Annotated in this window: 22 protein-coding genes and 1 pseudogene; 2 read left to right on the plus strand and 21 right to left on the minus strand. The window is 43.2% G+C overall.

Annotated elements, in window-relative coordinates; all coding sequences use genetic code 11:
• Window positions 1–552 precede the first annotated feature (552 nt).
• The 8 genes from AS034_RS22935 to AS034_RS05490 all read right to left on the minus strand — a co-directional run bounded on the left by AS034_RS22935 (window position 553) and on the right by AS034_RS05490 (window position 7,024).
• Window positions 553–729: a hypothetical protein gene (locus AS034_RS22935; RefSeq protein WP_169792801.1), complete on the minus strand. Its 177-nt coding sequence runs from the start codon at window positions 727–729 to the stop codon at window positions 553–555.
• A gap of 42 nt (window positions 730–771) precedes the next feature.
• Window positions 772–1,566, minus strand: coding sequence for a DUF92 domain-containing protein (locus tag AS034_RS05465; protein ID WP_058297790.1), 795 nt, complete (start codon window positions 1,564–1,566; stop codon window positions 772–774).
• Window positions 1,559–2,122, minus strand: coding sequence for a 5-formyltetrahydrofolate cyclo-ligase (locus AS034_RS05470; protein ID WP_058297791.1), 564 nt, complete (start codon window positions 2,120–2,122; stop codon window positions 1,559–1,561). The genes AS034_RS05465 and AS034_RS05470 overlap by 8 nt, the downstream gene beginning before the upstream one ends.
• A gap of 92 nt (window positions 2,123–2,214) precedes the next feature.
• A complete protein-coding gene (gene rpmG, locus AS034_RS22255) occupies window positions 2,215–2,364 on the minus strand; it encodes a 50S ribosomal protein L33 (RefSeq protein ID WP_064091498.1) in 150 nt (49 codons plus the stop codon).
• A 57-nt stretch (window positions 2,365–2,421) separates the two neighbouring features.
• Entirely contained in the window at window positions 2,422–3,000 is a 579-nt protein-coding gene (locus tag AS034_RS05475; protein WP_032087649.1) for a hypothetical protein, read from the minus strand.
• Window positions 3,001–3,006: 6 nt separating this feature from the next.
• Window positions 3,007–4,017: a nucleotidyltransferase family protein gene (locus AS034_RS05480; protein WP_058297792.1), complete on the minus strand. Its 1,011-nt coding sequence runs from the start codon at window positions 4,015–4,017 to the stop codon at window positions 3,007–3,009.
• Window positions 4,017–6,320: a glycosyltransferase family 4 protein gene (locus tag AS034_RS05485; protein ID WP_058297793.1), complete on the minus strand. Its 2,304-nt coding sequence runs from the start codon at window positions 6,318–6,320 to the stop codon at window positions 4,017–4,019. The genes AS034_RS05480 and AS034_RS05485 overlap by 1 nt, the downstream gene beginning before the upstream one ends.
• The gene (locus tag AS034_RS05490; protein ID WP_032087647.1) at window positions 6,317–7,024 is read right to left on the minus strand and encodes a DUF4912 domain-containing protein; all 708 of its coding nucleotides are present in this window, start codon (window positions 7,022–7,024) and stop codon (window positions 6,317–6,319) included. The genes AS034_RS05485 and AS034_RS05490 overlap by 4 nt, the downstream gene beginning before the upstream one ends.
• A gap of 361 nt (window positions 7,025–7,385) precedes the next feature.
• Here AS034_RS05490 and AS034_RS05495 point away from each other — a divergent pair, with 361 nt between their 5' ends.
• Both AS034_RS05495 and AS034_RS05500 read left to right on the plus strand, forming a co-directional pair.
• Window positions 7,386–7,733 (plus strand): helix-turn-helix domain-containing protein, encoded by a 348-nt coding sequence (locus AS034_RS05495; RefSeq protein ID WP_032087646.1) that lies wholly within the window; start codon window positions 7,386–7,388, stop codon window positions 7,731–7,733.
• Between the two features lie 12 nt (window positions 7,734–7,745).
• Window positions 7,746–8,195, plus strand: a complete 450-nt coding sequence (locus AS034_RS05500) for a hypothetical protein (protein ID WP_058297794.1) — start codon at window positions 7,746–7,748, stop codon at window positions 8,193–8,195.
• Window positions 8,196–8,254: 59 nt separating this feature from the next.
• Here AS034_RS05500 and AS034_RS05505 read toward each other — a convergent pair whose 3' ends face one another.
• The 13 genes and pseudogenes from AS034_RS05505 to AS034_RS05565 all read right to left on the minus strand — a co-directional run bounded on the left by AS034_RS05505 (window position 8,255) and on the right by AS034_RS05565 (window position 22,735).
• Entirely contained in the window at window positions 8,255–8,908 is a 654-nt protein-coding gene (locus AS034_RS05505; RefSeq protein WP_058297795.1) for a methyl-accepting chemotaxis protein, read from the minus strand.
• Window positions 8,909–9,147: 239 nt separating this feature from the next.
• Window positions 9,148–10,005 carry a methyl-accepting chemotaxis protein gene (locus AS034_RS05510; protein ID WP_058297796.1) on the minus strand — a complete coding sequence of 286 codons (858 nt, stop codon included), beginning with the start codon at window positions 10,003–10,005 and terminating at the stop codon, window positions 9,148–9,150.
• A gap of 170 nt (window positions 10,006–10,175) precedes the next feature.
• Window positions 10,176–10,835, minus strand: coding sequence for a phosphate signaling complex protein PhoU (gene phoU, locus AS034_RS05515; RefSeq protein WP_032087644.1), 660 nt, complete (start codon window positions 10,833–10,835; stop codon window positions 10,176–10,178).
• Between the two features lie 37 nt (window positions 10,836–10,872).
• Complete coding sequence (pstB, locus tag AS034_RS05520; RefSeq protein ID WP_032087643.1) at window positions 10,873–11,646, minus strand: phosphate ABC transporter ATP-binding protein PstB; 774 nt, start codon at window positions 11,644–11,646, stop codon at window positions 10,873–10,875.
• A 25-nt stretch (window positions 11,647–11,671) separates the two neighbouring features.
• On the minus strand, window positions 11,672–12,481 hold the full coding sequence (pstB, locus tag AS034_RS05525) for a phosphate ABC transporter ATP-binding protein PstB (protein WP_032087669.1): 810 nt from the start codon (window positions 12,479–12,481) through the stop codon (window positions 11,672–11,674).
• Between the two features lie 18 nt (window positions 12,482–12,499).
• The gene (gene pstA, locus AS034_RS05530) at window positions 12,500–13,387 is read right to left on the minus strand and encodes a phosphate ABC transporter permease PstA (protein WP_032087642.1); all 888 of its coding nucleotides are present in this window, start codon (window positions 13,385–13,387) and stop codon (window positions 12,500–12,502) included.
• Window positions 13,387–14,292 carry a phosphate ABC transporter permease subunit PstC gene (pstC, locus tag AS034_RS05535; protein WP_411159964.1) on the minus strand — a complete coding sequence of 302 codons (906 nt, stop codon included), beginning with the start codon at window positions 14,290–14,292 and terminating at the stop codon, window positions 13,387–13,389. The genes pstA and pstC overlap by 1 nt, the downstream gene beginning before the upstream one ends.
• Window positions 14,293–14,384: 92 nt before the next feature.
• Window positions 14,385–15,287, minus strand: a complete 903-nt coding sequence (locus AS034_RS05540) for a phosphate ABC transporter substrate-binding protein (protein WP_032087640.1) — start codon at window positions 15,285–15,287, stop codon at window positions 14,385–14,387.
• A gap of 560 nt (window positions 15,288–15,847) precedes the next feature.
• Window positions 15,848–18,046 carry a peptidoglycan D,D-transpeptidase FtsI family protein gene (locus AS034_RS05545; RefSeq protein WP_419184975.1) on the minus strand — a complete coding sequence of 733 codons (2,199 nt, stop codon included), beginning with the start codon at window positions 18,044–18,046 and terminating at the stop codon, window positions 15,848–15,850.
• Between the two features lie 132 nt (window positions 18,047–18,178).
• Window positions 18,179–19,396 carry an MFS transporter gene (locus tag AS034_RS05550; RefSeq protein WP_032087667.1) on the minus strand — a complete coding sequence of 406 codons (1,218 nt, stop codon included), beginning with the start codon at window positions 19,394–19,396 and terminating at the stop codon, window positions 18,179–18,181.
• Window positions 19,397–19,503: 107 nt separating this feature from the next.
• Window positions 19,504–20,112, minus strand: coding sequence for a superoxide dismutase SodA (gene sodA, locus AS034_RS05555; protein WP_032087639.1), 609 nt, complete (start codon window positions 20,110–20,112; stop codon window positions 19,504–19,506).
• A 441-nt stretch (window positions 20,113–20,553) separates the two neighbouring features.
• Window positions 20,554–21,032: pseudogene (locus tag AS034_RS23470) on the minus strand (DUF456 domain-containing protein).
• A 74-nt stretch (window positions 21,033–21,106) separates the two neighbouring features.
• Complete coding sequence (locus AS034_RS05565; RefSeq protein ID WP_032087637.1) at window positions 21,107–22,735, minus strand: Na/Pi cotransporter family protein; 1,629 nt, start codon at window positions 22,733–22,735, stop codon at window positions 21,107–21,109.
• Window positions 22,736–22,760 lie beyond the last annotated feature (25 nt).

Genomic DNA, 22,760 nt, shown 5'->3' on the forward strand with positions numbered 1-22,760 from the left:
ACTGCTACTATACCCTTACCTTTTTTAGAATGTAAAGTTATAAGGGTCAGAGTCTATTATCACTTAAACACGCTAATGATTTCCGTGCAAGACTTCGCTTTCCGCGAGCGGTTGGTGAGCCTCCTCGGCTTCGCCTTCGGGTTAGAAAAGTGGAAGGGCTTTGGTCAGAGGCGGGTGGCATAAGGCGAATCGCCCACGAAGGCGTTCTTTGCCTTCTTGGGCGAGTTGACTTATGACCTGTGCCTCTAAGCCCTGGAGCTGGACAAACAGAAAAGCGCAGGCGGCTCGCCCAGAGGCGACAAGCATAAGGCGAGCAAGCCGGAAAGGCGCTTTTTGGCTTTCTTGACTTATGACCTCGAGCCTCTCCGCTGGAGCTGGACAAGTCTCACCCAACACGCTTCTCCCGCAGGAGTCTACGTCTTGCACTCCAATTATCCGCTGAAAATACTAAATTTTGATAAATGCATTGAACAAATTCAAAACCCGAACCAATTTGCTTCCTAGAATGCAAAATGGGTTCGGGTTTTACTTTAATAATACATAGCTAAATCTCTACCTGAATGTACTTTGAATGAATTTCGAGCGAATTGCGGGTATGCTCATTGCTCCTTGAACTGCAAAGCGGCGGATAAGAAAATTCCCCAGGAGCAGGTTGAGTATACGATAACGGTTAGGCAGCAAAAAGAGAATGAAGCTGCCGATTACGAGCCATTTGATCCATCCGTTCATCATGATCCCTCCTGAGAATAGTTTGGATTATAATACGGAAGTTTATCCAATTATTATCACAAACATCAAAAAAAGGATCACCCCTGCAAAAAGGCTGGACAAAAAGTTCACAGCTTCATTGTTCAGCCACGTATACCCTTTGTTTTTTACAGTGGCAGTACCACAATGAACGGGTGCTTCAGTGGAGGAATTACATACAGTACATCTGAATTCAGCCTGCCAGTATGCTCCTGCCACCGTATCGAATACATTTCCAAGAAAACCTGCAGCTGTAATCATGATAAATATCGTCCAGTCAAATGACTCCATGAAAACAAAGAACAAAAGAGAGATAAAGACAGCCCCTGCGAATGATGCAATTGTGCCGATCAGGGATACGGCTCCGGAAGTCCCTTTTTCCACTCTCCTGAAAGATCGGATCGAGAGCGGTGCTTTTTTACTCAATGGACCGATTTCGGAAGCCCATGTATCAGAGTTTGCTGCAGCGACAGCGGCTGCAAATGAGTAGAGCCACCAGTCATGGCCGGTAAAATGGAACAATAAGATGAAAAGAACCGAAGGCCCGCCATTCGCAGCAACTTGCTGCCAATCTCGGACGGAGGTCTTCGCGAGCCGCCTTTCTATTTCTTTTTTTGAAGAGGAAAACAGCTTTGACCATATGCTGGAACTCAGAAAGAATGCCCCGATCAACAACAGGCCCCTCCAATGATAAAACTGGGAGATGATCAAACCCATAAGAAAAGCGGATACGGCTCCAGAAGGACTCAGATTGTCCGTTTTCCATCCCCCTATTGCAACCAGCAGTATAGTCAGATAGACAATAATGATTTCAGTCACACTGTATACGTTCACTTTCCGTTAAGATTTCAGCTACCGGAATATCGAAAGGTTCAACAGGCAGACTTTTTACCAGCTGATCACTGAATGCCAATGATAAGGTCTTCCCTTTATACCCTGAAAGAAAGCGGTCATAATACCCCCCGCCGAATCCGAGCCGGTACCCTTTTTGTGTATAGGCGATACCCGGGACGATCACTGACTGGATGCTGTCCCTATGTATGGATGGAGTAATGGAAGGGATGGGTTCGTACAGTTCATAAAAGACTTTCTCAAGCTCTTGAAACGATGTCAGTTTATGAAAGATCAGTTCTTTTCCTGCCGGCTTGCATTTCGGGACACATATCGTCTTCCCTTCTTCCCAGCCCCTTTTAATGATGTTCCACGTATTTACTTCAGGCGGCTTTGAGACAGTTACCGCTATGACTTCACTGCTCTTCCAGAATTCGGACCGAAAGAGGCGCTGTTCGATTGAATAACATTTTTGTTCATATTCCAACGGAGAAATCGCTTTTAACACCTCAAGCTGACTTATTCTCATTTCTTTTTTGTCCATAATGTCCCTCCTTTTCACAGACTATTATATCAGCAGATCACCTGGCTGCTAAAAAGAAGTATAAAAAAAAGCAGCGGATAAAATCCGGCTGCTTATTTCGTTTCGCGGTGAAGAGTCACACGCTTTAATTTCGGGCAATATTTTTTTAGCTCTAGACGATCTGGATTATTACGCTTGTTTTTTGTAGTAATATAGTTACGCTCACCAGTTTCTGTGCAAGCTAATGTAATGTTTACACGCATTATTATTTCCCTCCAAACTTCACTATCTTCATCTATTCATACGACTTTTCTATAATATCACTTTTCCTGCTGAAATGCTAGTCCGTTTTTCATTCTGTCCGTTAAAATTAATCCATTGCCTTTTACCGCACCTTCAACGGCAAACAGCCTTCCTTGTTTAACTTCAAAAGGTTTGAATGTATATTCCAGCATGTAGGCCATCATATGAAGACCGTTCGTGATCGGATAGTAATGAAGACTTCCGGACTTTAAAGACTTCTTCCACATTTGCAATCCTTTCAGATTCAAAGGGAAAACGGATTTCTTTATACTGTCTGCACTTGTTACCACGTTGGACATCGCCATATCTCTTTTACTGTAGTTGTAGAATGCATTTTTTGAGAGGGAAAGTACTCCTATGGTCTCTTCACAACAGGAAAGCCATTCCACCAGAAAGAAGATTTTCAGTTTCTTTGTTTCCTTCGTGACATTTACCAATTCGAACGATAATGATTCTCCCCAATTTTCATCAGCTTCCGACAGGTTGACTGTTATACCGTCGAATCCGTCCATCATTTTCTCGAGAGGTATATATGAGCCGGCTTCCTTCCAGGCGATCCCTTGAATATGAAACTTTTTATTAGGTTTATTATTCATCAGCCTCTACACCTTTTGCCATGTTTTTATTTTTTTCCCATAGTACCTGGCAAGCTCCCTTGCCAGATTTTTTCTATCCGCTTTTGAATAAATGATAAAACCCCTGTCTGGATCACTGACAATCCTGGTCCATCCACCGTCACGGTGTTCAATCTTGAACTCCTGTTCATCCATGAAGGGAACGGACTCGGTTTCCAGCAGTTTGGCAACTACGATTGGCTTTTTCACTTTAGGACAGGCTACCTGAACCCTGGTAATGAAAGGATCAAGGACGGCCGTCTCGGTTTTTCCGGCAGCAGTTGCCGCATCTGTTGTAAACTGCCCCCTCATGAGATCCTCACGTGCTTTCTTGTATTCCTCCGGGTTTCCGATATCCCTCCAGTAGGCGTTCGTTTTGAAAACATATACTTCTTCATTGTTGTGGAGCAGAGCCGGAATAAGATCATGACTGAAGTCCAATGCCCCTTTTCGTGAATACTTCCGCAGAAGGAAAGGTTCGATGATATACACACCGGTGTTTACCTCGTTCCCCTCCCATGAAGAAGGTTTTTCTTTAAACCCGAGGAGCTTCCTGCTTTGGTCGGTGTAGCAGATACCATATTCCCTAGGGTCCGGTACATCTTTGGACACAAGCGTCATGGCAGCTTTCTTACTCTGGTGGAAACGGACTACCTGGTCGATCGGGATGTTCGTGAAAGCATCGCCGCTCAATACGAGAAAAGGCTCCACGAGTAGGTGCTTTGCCAAAAAGACTCCCCCGGCGGTTCCGAGCGGCTTTCTTTCTTCCAAATACGTGATATTCACGTTGAACCGGCTTCCGTTTCCGAAGTATTCTTTAATGGTACTGCTTTTGTAACAGGTGGTAATGAAGATATCCCTGATCCCGTAGGAACGAAGCAGGTTGATGCTGTACTCGAGTATCGGTTTATTAAGGATCGGCACCATTGGCTTGGCGACTGAAATCGTATACGGTCTCAGCCGCTTTCCTTCTCCTCCTGCTAAGATGACGGCTTTCATCACCGAAGCCCTTCTACTTTTGTCTGAAGGAGGACATCTTCATATACATGCAAGGTCTGATCAGCAATCCGTTCCCAGCTGAACATGGATTCGGCCATTTTCAAACCAAATTCCCCCAAACGTTCAGATTTTAAAGGATCATGGAGCAATGAAAGAAGAACTTCGTATAAATCCGAGTCATTATCCGGCTGGAATAATAAGCCCGTCTTTTCGTGCTTTACGATGCTTTTCAGTCCACCAGTCTCTGATGCAACAACTGCTTTCCTGAAAGCCATCGCCTCAAGGGCAACAATGCCGAACGGTTCGTAAAGACTTGGGAAGATGACGGCCAGACAGCTTTTCAAATAACCGTTTCTCTTCTCATCTGAAATGAACCCAGGGAAGAAAACCATATCATCAAGATTTTCATTCTTCACAAGCTGGCGGTAATGATCAAGCATCGGTCCTTTACCGGCAATGATGAACGAAACCATGTGACCGTCCCGTTTTAGCAGGGAAGCGGCCCTGATAAGCGTTTCAAAGCCTTTCTCATGCACCATCCTCCCGATGGAAAAGAAATACGGCCTGCCCTCCTCTATTGATTGATCAGTGGTCATTTGCCCGAGTCTTTCCAATTCAACTCCGTTTGGTATCACTTCTATCGGTGCATCAAAAGTAAACAATGAACGGACTTCTTCCTTCATATGCTCGCTGCACACGATCAGATGGTCGGAAGCAGCGACCAGCAACTGCTCTTCTCGGTGAATCTTCTGCTGAAGTTCTGTGTAGATTCCCTGATTTCTGCCGTGTTCAGTTGCGTGAATGGTCGTGATCAGCGGGAGGGAATAAAATTCCTTCAGCTTGATGGCAGAAGTTGAAACGATCCAGTCATGCGCGTGAATGTGTGTAATCTTTTCCTGAGAGATCAGCTCATGTGCATATTGCACAAAAGATTGGTTCAGGTCGAACACCCATTTAAAGAAATTCTCTTCATAGGGGTGCAGAGGGTGTACACGGTGAATCGTCACACCTTCCAATGTTTCATAAGCAACAGCATCCTTTGAGCGGGCAGTAAGGACGTGTACCTGCTTCCCCTTCTTGACCAGGTTATTCGCTAAATCGTAAACATGCCGCGAAAGCCCCCCAATGATATTCGGTGGATACTCCCAGCTGAGAATTAAGACCGCATCCTGCTTATCCGCAATCTGAGCCGATTTTTTTGACCCCGGGATCTCTAATAATTCATCTGACGGAAGTGGATTCACTTTTTTGCGGTGGTGAAAAAAGTGATCCTCCATATCTCCCCCCATCATGATAGATGCCGTCCTGTTAAAGGCAGAATCGTCCAAGAAACTCTCAGACATCCCTTGGATCGCTGCGATGAATTCTCTAGTTAACTGTTTGAAGCCGGCAGCATTTATATCCTTAGCAACACTCAATTCCTCAAGCTTTTCTTCCATTCCATGTATTTTGCGCAGATTTTTCATCTCTGCATCCTTCATTATCGGCAATTGTTCCTCCATCCCCATATAACCGAATCCGATCCGTGCAAGTGTTGACGGTGCAGTAAGCCAGTCTTTTACAGGTAAAGCTGCAACTCCCAGCAATTTCTGCCCGTCATCATCCAGGGCAATCGGTTCTATTGATCCCCCGGCATTCGATTGAAGAATTTTAGAAGATACCGGAATCAATTTCAATCCTCTTGGACTGTGAAGAATATCTGCTTCTTCATTCTCTTTCTCGCTGAACTTGCAAGAAAAGGAGGAAATGAACGAAGCTTTTATCCCTTCCTTGAGAAGATAAAGATCGATTCCCGGGAGGTAGGCTGCTTGTGGAAGCCAGAAAAACTCCGGTTCGTGTCCAAGATATTCCTTGAAAATCCCGATGCTGATCTTCACCTGTACCTCAACCCCGATTGTGGTCCGGTAATGGGTCAAAGGGATCGAATTCAGAGCGGTCGGTATGATGATGGCTTTTCCGTCGTCCATAAGAGTTTTATACGCTTCCGATAATTTCTTCTCCCAATTTAACCATTGAGAGTAAATCCTGACCCACTTTTCTTTTTCTTCCTTGTTCCCCATCAGCATCCCTTGAAGGTATTCGTCGGCGGCCTCAATGAATTCCTCTTTCGAAAAGAGGCACAGCGCCAATGGATTCAAGATCACCGGAATGGGTTCACCGTCATTTTCTTTAAGCGCTTGGATCAGGTTCAAATGTTCCTTAAACAGGGTCGAACATTTTACTATATACTCTTTCTTATCTTCCATTTCAATTGCAGGTTCATTGAAACGGGGTAAGATCATCACGTTCTGCCTATTGCTCATGCTTTATCCTCCTGCTCCATCACATAATATGAGTATGTGCTTACATGCTCCACCCATTTGGGTTCTTTCACTCTTCCCTGCTCGAATTCTTTTAGTTCTCTTAAACTATGATATTCGGCATCCTGAGCAGTCCGCGGCGTATGAATGACATTCGAACGCTTTATTGCAATGAATTCACCCGAAGGGATCCGCACCCCTAAATCCATGCAATAGCTTCTATTATCTTTAAGGCCATTTATGAACCAATCCGATTCGGTTGAAGGGACGTAAGAATCACGATAGGAGTGATGATTATGCCCATTAAAGATGATGGAGGTGATATCATATAACCTGAGAATGAAAGGCAATTCACCGTCCAGATTGAAACGATCTTTCAAATGATCCAGCCAGTCCTTCGAAATCGTCCAGTAACAATAGATCCTGGCCCCGGTTGAGTATGTAATCGTGAAGTCTTCCATAATGGGTTTGCGGCTTTGGCGGCCGGATTTTAAAGAAGCCTTTCTCTTTACTTTCCCGATCCGGATATCCTGGTTCTTTTTTTCTGTTATGGTTTCCGCTGGTTCGATTTGAACGCTGCCTGATTCAAGAACCTTTTGGTATTTTACCCATTGGTATTGAACCTTTCCTACGGTCGTACCCAGCTCTTTGGCAATTTTCCTGAACGAGATGCCCTTTTCTCTCATTTCTATTATTTCATCCAGCATTGAAGACCCTCCCAGCATAAACAAATAGTATATGAATTCATCTAAATATTATGACAATTATCCTTAAATCAATCGTAACACCCCGTTCAAAAACCTACAATAAACGCATTTTGTCGTATCTTGTTAAATGGGATGAAAACAACGTAAGGATAAAGCAAAAACCCTATATAATTTCTCCAACTTTTCTTAAATTGTGCATATAAAGCGATTTCATTTAGGTTACGACATAATTTTCACTGTTGAATCAAGAGCCGCCTGACAAATAAACTAGATTTTTTACAAATTATTCTTTCCTTCACTAGAGAACGCTTTGCCACTATGCTATAAATAAGGAAGAATAAATTAGCAAGAGGTGATTTTTTTGGAAACATTACTTATTGGATTATTGGGATTTTCCATTCTATTATTCTTTCTATCTTTTTTTCAAAAAGACAGGTATGCGGCAATCGAGAAAGAAGTGGAAGAGTTATCGATGACTGTTCTGCAGGAAAATTATCAATTAAAAAAACGGCTGAAAGTGCTGGAGGAAGAACTTATGATGGACGGAGAAGTGTTTCGGAAAGGTAATCCCTCCCTTAAGAAACCGATTCATGAAGTGGTAAGGAATCAAGTCATCGCCCTCCATCAGCAGGGGACCCCGCTGGACCAGATTGCAAAACAATCAGCACTTACAAAGTCGGAAGTCGCCCACATCATTTCCGCGCTTTAGAAAGGAGCCCATATGAATAAACAGACAACCAGAGCCTTTTCAGCGGGCATATTGTTCACAGCCGTAATCATATTTCTTTATAATCTTTATTTTCATGAGGCTCCTTTGCAGGATTCAACTTCTATCCCAGAAGGCAGTATCGTCGTAAATGAGTCAGAAGTACAGGAAAAAGAAAAAGAAATCTCCGTCTTGAAAGAACAACTTGAACGATATAAGTCTGAAAAAGGCAAGGAAGAAGATGCCCGCCAGACAGACAAATATCAATTGACCTTGACAATCAAACCTGGAATGACCCCAGGTGATATTGAAGAGAAATTGAAAGATGCTAACATTATCAGTGAAGATGAGGATTTCGTACAGTTTATCGTGGATAATGAGTATGCTGATAAAATACAAATCGGTGATTTTCTTGTTAACTCTGAGATGACGGTAGAGGAAGTCGCAAAACAAATCACAAACTAAAAAAGCCACAACCATAAAAAACGTGCGGACATCTGTTTTGTCCACACGTTTTTTTAAGGTTATTCCATTATGAATTTCTTCACCAGCCCCGATAATTCATCGGCTTCATACAAGAGAAAATCAGAATTGGAAAACATCGACTCCACCATTACATGCTGCTCTTGGACAGAAGAACTGATCATCATTGCTCCATCATTTAGTTCTTCCCCCACATCAGACACAGCATGAAATGCACCGCTCATTTGTTTTTTTCCTTCGTTCAGCATCTCTATACTCATGGAAATCTCGTTGATAAAGCCTGTCATGCCTTCAATCCGTGATTTTATATTACTGAAGTGCCGACCTGATAGATTGATTAACTCTCTCCCTTCATTTAACTCAGTATACCCTTTTTTCAAAGATGATGTGATCGAACCGGTGGATTCCTGCACGTTGTGAACTACAGAGTTGATTTCAGCCAGGGACCCTTGTACATCTCCTGCCAATTTACGTACTTCATCGGCCACCACCGCAAACCCTTTCCCTGCTTCTCCTGCTCTAGCGGCCTCAATCGACGCATTCAATGAAAGAAGATTCGTTTGTACAGCTATCTTTTTTATTGAATCGGTAAGCTTGATAATTTGCCTTACGCTTTCTTCCATATGGTCGATCATTGTATATGTATGCTTTATTGTATCGTATAGTTGATTGATCCCATTCATCGTATCATTCATCGATTTGTATCCTGAAACAGTGACTGCTTTCACCTCGTCGGATACATCTTTGAGCTGTTTACATTTCTTATCTACATTGGAAAGCTGATGATCAAATGTTTCATTGCTATGCGAAAGCTGGAGTGTGGATGCAGCCTGCTGCTCTGAACTCTGTGTCAGATGATCGATGTAGCTTGTGACTGTGTCGGAAGACTCTTTGACAGCTTGTGCAACATTCCTTAACCCTTTGCTTTGTTCATTTACAATATGTGCCCTCTGTTTATGCCGGTAACCAATTCTCTTAATTTTAATACCATACTTCCGATGGAATTGCTTAATTTCCCTAATTCATCTTCATAGGGTTCAGGCGGACGGAGGGCATGATTTAGTTCACCACGGGAGACTGCATCAGTAATATTCAGGATTGAATGGACCCTTTTCTTAATATACTCAGAAACAAAATGTACGAGAACGAAGCTGATGATGAGTGCTGCAGCAGCAGTTATGATTACCAAAACAAGGGATTTGAATACAGTATCCCGCATATCATTCATTATTCGGTTTTGGTCTTCTAATGTACCGGCCCTGAATTCAGTCAGTAATTTGTTATTTTGATTCCTTAACCGACTGATTTCCTTTCTGGATTCCGTATATATTTCTTCATCAAGCCGGATGACTGCAGGTGCTACCTCCTTGATGAATAATTCATCGATCAATTTATTGTTTTTCACTACGCTATGAAGCAAGTCTTTATTTTCTCTGTTTGAATAACTCATTAAATGGTTCAGTTCTTTATTTAATTCTTTTCTTAACGTTCGATATTCTCTTAAATCCTCCTCATTAAGAAACGTTATATAATCTGCAATCCTGATATCTTTTGCATTGATCAATCTCCCAATCTCAGTAACGGTAATAGACTTATCACCTGTTTTTTTCACCGAATTCATATTACTTAACATTCCATTTGCAGAATAGGCAGCGATTACACTGGCCGCCAAATAAAGACTTGAACTTAATAAAAAGGTATAGGCAAGCTTCTTTTTTATTGATGCCGACAGAAAAAAACGATTAAAAAATTTGGACATGGACGACAAGATGCCAGATAGTTTGTTTTTCACATGAGTCTCCCGGTTTTATATGACTTTTTACCTATATAAACTATGGACCAGATACCGTTTTTTTTCTATACGTACGGTTGATTGTTAACAAAGAATTTACATACCATTTACAAAGGGATGCATACAAAAAAACCACTAGTCCATCGATCTGGACTAGTGGTTTTTTCATTTTAGTCATTTAAATCAAAGCGCTCTCCGGTCACGAGGTAAATGACGTTCTCACAAATGTTCGTAACATGGTCGGCAACGCGCTCAATATATCTGCACGTAAACGCAAGCTGAGTGATCTGGCTGATCTCGTCCGGATATTGAGGGATGTATGTCATCAGTTCCTGGACTAGCTTTCCGTAAAGCTCATCGACTTCATCATCACGGTCGGCTATCTTTCTTGCAGCAGCAGCATCTTCTTCATAAAATGCTTTCAGGGCGTCTTCAAGCATTTCTTCTGCAATCGACAGCATCCTTGGGATTTCTTCAATCGGTTTAATCAATTTTTGATCGCCGATGTGCAGAGTGGCTTTACTGATATTGGTGGCCATATCACCGATCCGTTCAATCTCGGAACAAATTCTTAAAGCGGAGATGATTTTACGCAAATCAGTTGCTACTGGTGACTCTTTCGCAATCAGTACGATAGCCATATTGTTGATTTCGTTATCAAATTTGTTAATTAGACGGTCTTTGCTAATGATTTCCCTGGCTTTTTCTGTGTCTTGAGTTTTAAGTGTCTCAATCGATTCCCTAAGAGATACTTTTGCCAAATCAGCCATGTCGAATAATTTTTCTTTCAGTTCTTTCAATTTGTTATCAAAATGCGTTCTGTTCACCATGAATTCATTCCCCTTTATCGTCTTTTATGAGCTAAAATCAGCCAAATCTGCCGCTGATGTAGTCTTCTGTACGTTTGTCAGCTGGATTTGAGAAGATTTTATCAGTTTCGTCCAATTCAATTAAGTCCCCGAGAAGGAAAAATGCCGTTTTATCCGACACCCTTGCAGCCTGCTGCATATTATGGGTGACGATGACGATTGTATATTGTTTTTTCAGCTCTGCGATCAACTCTTCGATTTTCACCGTAGAGATAGGGTCAAGCGCGGACGTAGGTTCATCCATCAAAAGGACATCCGGCTTGGTGGCCATTGCTCGGGCAATGCACAAGCGCTGCTGCTGACCCCCGGAAAGTCCAAGCGCTGGAGCATCCAAACGGTCTTTTACTTCATCCCACAGTGCAACATTCTTAAGGCTGGTTTCTACGATTTCATCCAGTTCAGCCTTCTTTTTGGTACCGTGGATCTTTGGCCCGAAAGTGACATTGTCAAAAATGCTCTGAGGGAAGGGATTCCCCTTCTGGAAGACCATTCCGACGTTTTTCCTAAGCTCAACCAGGTCGATGCGGTCCGAAAGAATGTTTTTGCCTTTATAATTTATTTCACCTGACATTTTAATCCCGGGCACGGAACGATTCATCAGATTCAACGTTTTGACAAACGTTGATTTCCCGCAGCCAGAAGGACCGATGATGGCGGTCACTTCCTTCTCAAGGATTGGAAATGTAATATTTTTTAGCGCATAGTTATTTCCATACCATAAATTCAGGTCATCTACATTGAATATCGTTTTCTTTTCTACAGCTGTTGTCATTTTAGTACCCCTCCATCCTCTTCGATCAACTGAAACGCCCTGAGATATAGTCTTCCGTACGTTTCTCTGATGGGTTTGTGAATATCTTCTCCGTCTCGTCAAATTCAACCAGATCACCGTTATAGAAGAAAGCCGTTTTGTCGGAAACCCGGGAAGCCTGCCCCATATTGTGTGTAACAATGACGATTGTATAGTCTTTCTTCAATTCAGTGATCAATTCCTCTATTTTTGCATTTGAAATCGGATCAAGTGCAGATGCCGGCTCATCAAGCAGCATGACGGTTGGTTTCATCGCAATCGTCCTGGCAATGCAAAGACGCTGCTGCTGTCCGCCTGATAGAGAAAGGGCTGATGTATGAAGACGATCCTTTACTTCATCCCATAAGGCAGCCTTCCTTAAACTTTCTTCTACAGTGTCCATAAGAGTACTCTTCTTTTTGATACCGGAAAACTTAAGGGCATGAGTGATGTTCTCATAAATTGATTTATTGAATGGATTCGGCTTTTGGAAAACCATACCGATCTCTTTTCTCAGTGCCACGACGTCAATGTTTTTCCCGAGAAGGTTGACATCCTCATACATGATCTTCCCTTCAGCACGAGCAATCGGGACGAGGTCGTTCATTCGATTGACTGTCCTTAGGAATGTGGATTTCCCGCATCCTGACGGACCGATCAATGCCGTTACCGCGTTCTTCTCTATTTTCATATTAATATTCTTTACAGCATGATTATCGCCGTAATAAAAGTTGAGGTCCTGCACATCCAAGATGATTTCCCTGGATGATTTTTTATCGGCCGGTCTAATTGGTTTTTCCGTTAATTGTACAGACATCATTTATCACACCTTCTATTATTTTGTTGCTGTGATTTTCTTGTGAATATAGCTTCCAAGGAATCTGGCACCAAGATTAAAAATCAGTACAGAGATGATAAGGACCGCAGATGCGCCTGCAGCTTTCTCATCAACATCCGGGATTAACCCCTGTGTGTTTACTGACCAAATGTGTACCGCCAGTGTTTCAGCAGGTCTGAAAAGATTGAGCGGTGAAGTCGGTGAAAATGGATTCCAATCCATGTAATTCAGTCTCGGTGTAGATAAGCCGGCTGTGAATAATAATGCCGCCGCTTCTCCAAAAACCCTTCCCGAGGCCAGGATGGCTCCAGTAAGAATGGATGGGAATGCACCCGGGATCAAGACGGTTTTAACCGTATGCCAATTGGTGATGCCGAGAGCGAGACTTGCTTCTTTCAGCTCCCTCGGTACACTTCTGATTGCGTCTTCGCTGACACGTACCATGACGGGCAGGTTGAACACTGTCAAAGCAAGTGCTCCTCCGATGATTGTATAGCCCCAGCCAGTGATGTTAACAAATACTAATAAACCGAACATCCCAATGACAATCGATGGAAGGGATGCAAGTACTTCTATACAAGAACGGATGGTATCCGTCACTTTACCCGGCTTTGCATACTCAGCCATATAAATACCGCCGCCGACACCAAGAGGGACGGTAATGATCATCGTAATCACCAGGATGTAGAAAGAGTTAAATAACTGATCCCTGATCCCGCTTCCCGCACGAACGGCACTTGAAGGGGTGGTAAGGAAATCCCAGGTGATATACGGAACCCCTTTTACCAAAATATATGAAAATAATGCTACCAATATCGAAATGATGATGGCGGCGATCCCGATAAATATACCGGTCGCCACTTTATCGGCTGTTTTACTATTCATTAGATTTTCCTCCTAGCAGAGAGATAACGGATAATCAGAATAAATATGAATGACATAACTAATAAGATTAAGCCCATTGACCACAGTGTGTTATTTTCAACACTTCCATACGTTGTATGTCCCATATTCAGTGTGATGATTGTCGTTAATGTTGCAGAGGCATCCAATATACTGCCAGGAAGGTCCCTCGTATTCCCGATGACCATCTGAACTGCCAGTGCTTCGCCGAATGCCCTTGCCATACCAAGCACAACCGCTGTAAGCAAAGTAGGCAGTGCTGCTGGTATCAATACTTTTCTAATTGTCTGCCAGCGTGTTGCACCCAAAGCATAAGACCCGTCCCTTAAACTTTTCGGCAGTGAACTCATTGCATCCGTTGCAATGGTCGTAACAGTCGGCAGAATCATGACAGAAAGAACGATTGTTCCTGCCAACAGTGAAAATCCCATACCCGCAAAATTTTCGCGTATAAAAGGGACCAATACTGTAAGCCCTATAAATCCATAAACAACTGACGGAATCCCTACAAGCAGCTCGACGATCGGCTGCATGATTTTCCTTCCCCATGAAGGTGCGATTTCAGTCATGAAGATTGCTCCGCCGATACCAAGCGGGGCGGCAATCAATGCAGAAAGAATCGTAACGGCAAAGGATCCGAAGATGAACGGCAGTGCTCCATACACAGGGTTTTCTCCTGTGGGGCTCCAATCCGGGCTGGTTAAGAACTCAATGAGGCTTACACCATTTTTTATGAATGATTGCAATCCTTTCGTGCTAAGGAAAATCGTGATAGATATTGTAGCAACAATCATGATGACTGCAGATAACGTTACTAAGAACTTCCCTTTAACTTCCCCGTTCATCCAAGATCTATTATTTTTCACTAGCCTCTTTGAGGCAGGCATATGTTTTTCCATAATCGTCAAACACCCCTAATACGATATAATAGGGCAAATGCGGTGAGCGCATTTACCCTATTGATTTATTGAACTGTCGATTACTTCTTCTTTTGATTCCCTTCAGCGTCACGCTCTACTTCCATTTTCGTAGCTGCGATATAGCCTTGGTCTTTCAATAATCCAGTTTGAACATCTTCACTCATCATGTAATCAAGGAATTCTTTTGCAAGTCCGTCTGGTTCACCCTTTGTATAAGAGTGCTGATACGCCCAGATCGGGAATTCACCTTTTTGAACATTTTCATCTGTTGCTTCAACACCATCTACTGATAGTGGAGTTACACTGTCATCTGTGAAGTATGAGAAAGCAAGATAACCGATTGCCCCATCTGTTTCGCTGATGATTTTCTTAACAGTGTTTGAAGAATCTTCAGTGATTCCTTCAGCTGGAGTTTCTCCATCAAGACCGAATTTAACGAAAGTTGCGCGAGTACCAGAAGAGTCAGGACGGTTTACAAGAGTGATTTTTTGGTCTTTACCACCAAGCTCTTTCCAGTTCTTGATTTCACCAGTGAATACTTTTTTAAGATCTTCTTTTGAAATATCTTTTACACCAACATTAGGATTAACTGCAGCAGTCATACCTACAACCGCTACTTTATGGTCAACTAACTCATCCGCAGGAATTCCTTCCTTTTCTTCAGCGAACACGTCAGAGTTACCAATTTGAACTGATCCTTCAGAAACTTGGGATAACCCTGTACCAGATCCGCCAGCGTTAACCTGGATGTCTGCTTCCGGATTTTCCGCCATGAATTCTTCAGCTGCCGCTGCAACCAATGGCTGCATCGCAGAAGAACCTGAAACTACGATTGAACCTGAGGCACCTTCTCCGCCTCCACCTTCTTCGTTGTTACTTGCATTTCCATTCCCGCAGGCAGCTGCGAAAGCAACAAGCATTCCTACGATTAGAAGCAGTCCGTATTTCTTGAAGTTCTTCATTCTTTAATTCCCCCTAAGAATATTGGTTGTTTTGTCCTACGAGTACTAGATTAATAGACGAGTGTTAATTGTGTATTGACGGTTTGTAAAGGTTTTGTAAATTCGACAAATTTCTTTATCCGCGCGGGTGCTTTGACGATTTTTGGAACCTTTGTAACCTGTATTATGCTGATTATTCTTCCATTTTATTCAGTGGAATTCGTTACTTTTTTCCTGCAGGTTGGGACAAAACTAAAAAAATTTTATATAAAGACGAACAATATCAGTTTAGGGCCTTTACACCGCTAATGATTTCCGTGCAAGACTACGCTTTCCGCGGGTGGTTGGTGAGCCTCCTTTGACAAGTGGGTTAACTGTCTAGCTGCAGGGCTTAGAGGCACATGTCATAAGTCAAACCGGCAAAGAAGGCAAAGAACGCCTTCCAGGCCGATTCGCCAGCTAAAACCTAAATGTTTTTTGGACATAATAAAAACCCGAGATAATTTGCCTCATTGTGTGCAAATTATCTCGGGTTTTACTCAGACTAAAACACTTTTGTCCCAGCCTATTATTATCATTCGTCAGTTATTTTCTTGTCGGTCTTCTTCCTGTCTTTTTTCCGCCTCATCGGCATTTTCAATCTTTTTGTTGACGGAAGTCGGATCTCCCATTTCTTCTGCTCTTTCTTTTTTCAATTCGAAATACTTGTCCATAACACGCTGTGAAATATACTTATTCACATAAGGGTCGGCGACTCCGCTTGCCTGCACATGCGATGCAGGTACCAATGTGGCATATGCCACTTCGGGCTGATTGAATGGAGCGTAGCCGATCAAGGTCGTATTATAGCTCAGCTTTCCGTCAATATATGTCTCGGCGGTACCGGATTTACCCGCTGCGTTATAAGGGGCATCCTTGAATTGTGCATAGGCCGTTCCCTCAGGACTGTGATACACACGGTAAAATCCTTTTTGAACATGCTCAATCTGTGATTGAGTCGCTTCTACGCGATTCAATACATTTGTTTCTTTTTCATAAAGAATTGGACCAAGCCTGTCTTTCTCGTCTATCGGTTCCCTGATTTCTTTCATGATATGCGGCTGTACCCGATATCCGTCATTCGCAATTGTTGAAACATATTGTGCGAGCTGCATCGTAGAATACGTGTCAAATTGTCCGATGGCGAAATCCAAGAGCAATCCGGGATTTGTAAGGTTTCCTTCGATACCGCTCGCTTCACCTGGAAGATCGATTCCCGTTGATACCCCCAACCCAAATTGGGAGAAGTGGTTCCGGAACGTCTTGATTGCCTGCGGATTGACCGGCATATTTGCGTGCGGCACGTATTCCTGACCATTGATCCTCATGGCCACTTTGAACATATAGGAGTTAGAAGACTTCTCCAAGGCATACAGGTCAGACATCGGTATCCTTCCATATCGGTTGAACCAGGATGTCTTCGGGGTACCCTCTTTACCGATGATGATCGGTTCATCAATCTGCACTTCACCCGGAGTCAGTTTCCCTGTCATATATCCGGTCAGCACGGTTGCACCCTTTACCACAGAACCCACTTCATAAGTGGTCGTGAAGGTGCCGAGCGCTGCATCGCGCATTTCATACTTCCCTGTTTCCGGGTCCTTGACGTATTGCTTTCCGGCCATAGCGAGGATTTCACCTGTATTCGGGTCCATCATGACTACATAGGCACGGTCAAGATCCGGTGATTCACTGCGGTTGACCACTTGCTTCATCAATTCTTCTTCGATGATTTTTTCGACTTCGCGCTGCAGTTCCATATCGATTGTCAGTACGACGTCCTTGCCTCGCTGCCCTTCCTGGATCAGAAGGGATTCGAGTACACTTCCGCCTTTTGTGACGTTTTTAATCTGTTCTTTCTGGCCTTGCAGCACTTCTTCGTATTCCAATTCAACATAGCTTTTCCCCACCCGGTCATTGCGGTTGTAGTCTCTAGCTAAATAGGAATCTACCAGATCCTTTGGAAGCCCTTCACGTGCGGATGAAACATTTCCAAGGATTGTCCGGAGTGTATCATCGAACATATAGGACCGTTTCCAGTCAGTTGTGGTATTGACGCCCGGAAGTTCACTCAAGTGTTCACTGACGACCGCAAATTCCTGGGGTGTGACCCCTTCGTTTTTAACGATTTGAGGATTCAGTGCATAGCCGGTTGTAAACTCCCTATAAATCGCAATCACTTCCAGGTCTTTAGCCGTCAGTGATGAGAGCTCCTTCTCAGTGATCCGGTCAAGTCTCATTTTATAGACTTTTGCGTTCACCTCTTCTTCTGATAAATCTTCATTGTTCTGAAGCTTTTCAATTTCCTTTTCAGACACCTTTGCCTCTGCTTCTTCCTTGTTGTTGATGATCCAGTAATCTTTTTTATCCCGCTCGGTCACTTCTTTTGTATCTTTCTCGATAAAATCCGAAAGCTTAGAAGCTACATCAAGCATTTCTTCAATCGAAGTGTTATTTGTCCGTGTATAGGTAATCGCATTTAAAGGGATGTTATCGACAATCACATTCCCGTAGCGGTCAAAAATTTTGCCGCGGGGCACACTTGTTTTCACCACTACGTCTTCTGTTCGTTCGACTTCTTTTTTGTAGCTTTCACCGTTCACGATTTGAACGAGCCCAAGTCTCAGAACCAAAAGAGAAAACAACAAGAACACCGCAAAAAACAGCAAATTCATTCTTACGGGGACATGTGTCTTTTTCTTTCTCTTACTTTTTTTCAATCGTTCCAGTCCTTCCTCTATGTAAAAGTAGTGCACATCTTTCTGTCCATCCCTTATTTTATAGAAAATAACCCAGTTTTTCTACTATCATGAAGCGGAAATCACACAACAAAGAGAGGAAATGATTCCCTCTCTTTGTACGTATTTACATATTCAGGATACAGGTAACTCCACTTTTTTCACAAAAAAGTATATTAATGAGTGGCCGGCTCCCAATATTAAAAGCAGAATCGGTATGCTCTGATCCTGATTGAAGTAAGTCACCGCTATTATGAACGCTGCAACCGATACGATCCTCCCAAGATTGAGGAACAACTCCCTCACTACGATGTATTCGATCCTCATTTCCGCTGCCTGCCATCCGGTCCCTATCACATCATAGGTCATGGAAATATAAGGTACCAGCAGGATAGGATAAGCAATGGCGATCGTAGCTGCATAAATGAGCAGCTTTGTATAAGTTACATCAAACACAATCAGGAATATGGCCAGATAAAGAAGCATTCCGCCAAGAAGGATGGCGCGTTTCCGGAACTGTTTCTTAATGACCCTGGAGACGACATAATAGCCGACAAACGCAATTCCCGAATTGATCAGGCCGAATGTCCCGATGGCAAACTCACTTCCGGTGCTGATAAACACAAAGACGGAAATGATGAATACAAAGGTCCCTTCCCTCAGGCCCTGAAAGAAGTGGGCATTGGTGATCAGCCTCCAGTTATTGTTATGTTTTCTTTCCTCGAATATCCTTACAAACAGATACCGTCCCGAAGCAGGACGTCTCTTCAAGAAAAAGCTTAACAGAACAGCAACGGTAAATAGTGCAAGTGAGATGCCAAACACGATAGTATATCCTTTAAATGAAGCAAATCTTGAAATGATATAACCGGCAAGAATAGGGCCAAGCATTCCCCCTGCAGATGTCAGGGTCCCCAGGAATCCATTGAAAAAGTCCCTTGTCTCCGGTTCGGTTATTTCGAATGTCAGCACATTGAAGGCCAGCCAGTAAAAACCATATCCTATCCCCAATAGGGCACCCAGGACAATCAGGAAGTCCTCGGCCGATTCCCCGAAAGACAATACGGATATGTAGAATACAGCCAAAAAGATAACACCGAACCTCAAGACGATCACCCGGTCCACTTTTTTTGCCAGCCTTCCCGCCAGGATGAATGTCAACGGTTGAAAAATCACGACGGTCAAGTTGTAAATGCCGAGATCGATAAATTCACCGGACTGTTTCCATAAATAGATATTTACGAATGTATTCGATAACGCGATACTAAGTGAATATAAACCGCCAATAAGCAATAACAAGGTAAGGTCTCTTGTTAAATCTATGTCGCCTAAGATCTTTTTAAAGCTGCTCATCATTAAAACTCCCCTTTTGCGTACCCCTATCTTTTGAAAAAGGGCGGGAAGTTATGCAGAAAAAAGAGAGGTTCTAAAAAGAACCTCTCTGCTCAGTTAAATGATAATTATTTTGCAGCTGAATAACGCTTAGCCACTTCATCCCAGTTTACTACATTCCAGAATGCACTGATGTAGTCAGGACGACGGTTTTGATAATTCAAGTAGTAAGCGTGCTCCCAAACGTCAAGTCCAAGGACAGGTGTCTTACCTTCCATCAATGGGCTGTCCTGATTAAGAGTGCTTGTTACTTCCAACTCACCATTGTTAACGACTAGCCAAGCCCAGCCTGAACCGAAGCGGGTTGCAGCAGCGTTTGCAAATTCTTCTTTGAATTTGTCAAAGCTTCCGAATTTTGAAGTGATCGCGTCAGCCAGTTCACCGCTTGGAGCTCCTCCGCCGTTTGGAGAAAGGATCGTCCAGAATAATGAATGGTTAGCGTGTCCCCCGCCATTGTTGCGGACTGCTGTGCGTGCTCCTTCTGGAACTGCATCCAGGTTGGATACAAGATCTTCGATTGATTTGCTTAGAAGGTCGTCATGTCCTTGAAGGGCATCGTTTACTTTTGTTACATATGCGTTATGGTGCTTTGTGTGGTGGATGTTCATTGTTTCCTTGTCGATATGAGGCTCGAGGGCATCATAAGCGTAAGGAAGTTCAGGTAATTTGTAAGCCATAATAAAATTCCTCCCTATGTAAGTTTCCTGAAGATTTCTTCAGGACGTTTCAGTATAAGATTACCAAATCTCCTATATGTGTTCAAATATTTTGATTGGTTATTCTTACAAGGGTTAAAATGCCCTTTTTTTTAGTATTTAACCAACGATATATTCGGTTTTAAATGGCGCTTTTGATTTCCGTGCAAGACTTCGCTTTCCGCGGGCGGTTGGTGAGCCTCCTTTGACAAGTGGGTTAACTGTCTAGCTGCAGGTCTTAGAAGCACATGTCATAAGTCAAACCGGCCAAGAAGGCAAAGAACGCCTTCCAGGCCGATTCGTCTTATGCCACACGCCTCTCTTCAAAGCCCTTCCGCTTTTCGGATAGGAGTCTTCGTCTTGCACTCCAATCAACCACTGGAATGAACCAAAACCAATAACAATCTTTAATTCAGACCAAGATTAAAGTACCAAGAAAAAGTAAATCACCATCACAAGCTGTATCAATCCTTTTGTGAACACGCTTGAGATGAATCCCACCACCGAGCCGATTCCGACTTTAATGGTTTTTTTGAATGAGGATCGGTGGACGATCCATTCTCCGATTATGGCCCCGAGAAATGGCCCCAGGATGATACCGAAGACCGGTATGATGAATGGGCCGATCAGAAGACCGATTGTACTGCCCATATCCCTGCTTTTGTCCCTCCAAAACGTTTGACACCGAATAAATTCGCTAAGTAGTCTGCACCGAATAATAACAGCACAAATAGGACTTGTATAGTCCAAAACAGCCAGTTGAATGGGGAGAAGTCAAAGAAGACACCATAGAGCAAAAAGCTCGCCAACAGAAATAAAACACTCGGTATGATCGGATAGACAAGTCCGACGAACGCTAAAACCATGAGTACGATGATGATCGTCCAATATAACACATCCATTATTACTGCACCCTCCCTTTTAAAAAAAGACTGACTCAAGCTAATTGAGTCAGTCTTTACTATGCTTTCTTCTATTATTCTACACCGAGTACTGCTTCTGCAATATTTACGGCGTGGTCCCCTATACGTTCCAGGTTAGAGATGATATCGACAAATACGATTCCAGCCTGTCCTGAGCATTTTCCTTCATTCAGTCGAAGGATGTGCTGCTTGCGGAGCTTTCTTTCCATTTTATCGATTTGATCTTCTTTTTCTGCTACTTCACGTGCGATGTCTGTGTCATTCAGATCGAGTGACGTTAGAGATCTTTCAACAGTATCGATAGTCAAACTGAACATTGTTTCAAGATCCTGCATCGCATCATCCGTGATTTTCACTTTGTTGGACTGCTGATACTCGATCAGTTCAACGATGTTTTCGAAATGGTCGCCGATCCGCTCTATGTCACGGACAGTGTCCATCAAGATAGAGTGACGCTCTGATTCATTTTCAGATAATGAAGAAGAAGACAGATCCACTAAATAATTTGTGATTTTCTTATCCAGGTTATTGATGGCCCCTTCGATTTGATAAGCAGCCTCTGAATTTTTTGAGCTTTTCGTCTTCAGGAACTCATTTGTCTCCTGCAGACCTTTCACCGCAAATTGACCCATTCGAAGGACTTCTTCCTTGGCTTGTCCCAATGCGATCGATGGAGACTGCTCAATGAACACTGGATCCAAATGCTTTGAGTTTGAATCGACGAATGTGTCCTGTCCAGGGATCAGTTTCGTCACGATCACTGCGAGTAAAGCAATGAAAGGGAACTGAATGATTGTATTGGTCACATTGAACGTCCCGTGAGCAAAAGCGATGGTCATTGGATCATTCAGGTTAAGCTGTGATTGAAGGAACACAATGAATTTTTCAAAAAACGGCAATATGATCAGGAAGATCGTTGAACCGATCAAATTGAACATGACATGAACTGCCGCTGCCCTTCTGGCTGCAACAGAAGCACCAAGTGCCGCAAGAACGGCGGTGATGGTCGTTCCGATATTGTCACCGAATAAAACCGGCAGAGCTGCCTGTAAATCGATCAGGTCAGAACTATAAAGTTCCTGAAGGATACCGATTGTCGCAGATGAACTCTGTACGATCACCGTGAATAAAGTACCGATGACCACTCCAAGGATCGGACTTGAACTCATACTGACGGTCAGATCATGGAATGATTCCAATGAACGGAGCGGCTTCATGCCGTCCCCCATCAATTCGAGACCATAGAAGAGCGCCCCGAAACCGAAAACCAGTTGTCCGATATTCTGGATCTTTTTATTTTTAAAGAAGAACAATAAGATGGTTCCAACTGCAATGATCGGCAGCGCATACGCACCAATATCAAAGCCGATGATGAACGCAGTGACGGTTGTCCCGATGTTCGCACCCATGATGACCCCGATTGCCTGTCTGAGCGTCATGAAGCCCGCACTGACAAGTCCGACCACGATAACCGTGGTACCACTGCTTGATTGAATCAGGACAGTTACAAAAATACCTGCAAGTACACCCATGAACGGGTTGGTCGTGAACTTATCAAGAATATCCTTCAGACGTTCACCTGCAGACTTCTGCAGTCCGTCCCCCATGTATTTGATTCCAAAGAGGAAGATCCCCAGTCCACCAAAGAACTGAAACAGCATCTCTTGCCAATTTAATTCCATTTTTTCAACCCCTACTTAAATTTTC

The sequence above is a fragment of the [Bacillus] enclensis genome (assembly GCF_001456935.1).
GTDB classification, from domain to species: Bacteria; Bacillota; Bacilli; order Bacillales; family Bacillaceae_B; genus Rossellomorea; species Rossellomorea enclensis.